Raw genomic sequence first — 585 nt, 5'->3', positions numbered from 1 at the left:
TAATCTCTTGTTTCCACTTCAACTTCTTCTCTTGAAAACTTATGCTTATTTGCATTTGCTTTTAAATGGGTAGAATCAGTAAATAGAACTCTACCACCTACCATTTTGTGATTAATAGCTTGAAGAACAATCTCATCGAAGATTTCTTGGAAGATGTTGGTATCCTTGAATCGCTTACGACGATTCCAACTAATCGTGGTGTGGTCAGGAACGGGATCTGTTAGTCGTAATCCTAAAAACCATCGATAGGCTACATTTAATTGAACTTCTTTTTCTAACTGGCGTTCGGAACGAATGCCAAAGAAGTATCCTATAAACATCATTTTAAATAGTACGAGGGGATCTAGTGAAGGACGTCCGTTATCCTCACAATAATAAGGTTTAACCTTTTCAATAATAAAAGAAAAATCGATATGTTTATCTATCTTACGAAGTAAATGATCTTGGGGTACTAAGTCTTCTATACTTACAAATTCCACTTCATTTTGAGTATTATTTCTAGTATGAAACACAGTTACCACCGCCTTGTATTGTTACTTATATTATAACAAATTAACGCGGTGAATTGTTAAAGTATTCTAAATA

The 585-nt window shown here is 33.7% G+C and carries 1 protein-coding gene; it reads right to left on the bottom strand.

All coding sequences use genetic code 11. The features are described 5' to 3' along the window. A partial coding sequence (locus GMD78_RS21265; RefSeq protein ID WP_343042471.1) for a transposase occupies positions 1 to 512 on the bottom strand: 512 nt, incomplete at its 3' end. Positions 513 to 585 lie beyond the last annotated feature (73 nt).

This window comes from Ornithinibacillus caprae (genome assembly GCF_009728145.1).
Classification (GTDB): domain Bacteria; phylum Bacillota; class Bacilli; order Bacillales; family Amphibacillaceae; genus Ornithinibacillus; species Ornithinibacillus caprae.
The sequence above is the reverse complement of the archived record's forward strand: the minus strand, read 5'-3'. Positions and strand labels throughout refer to the sequence as shown.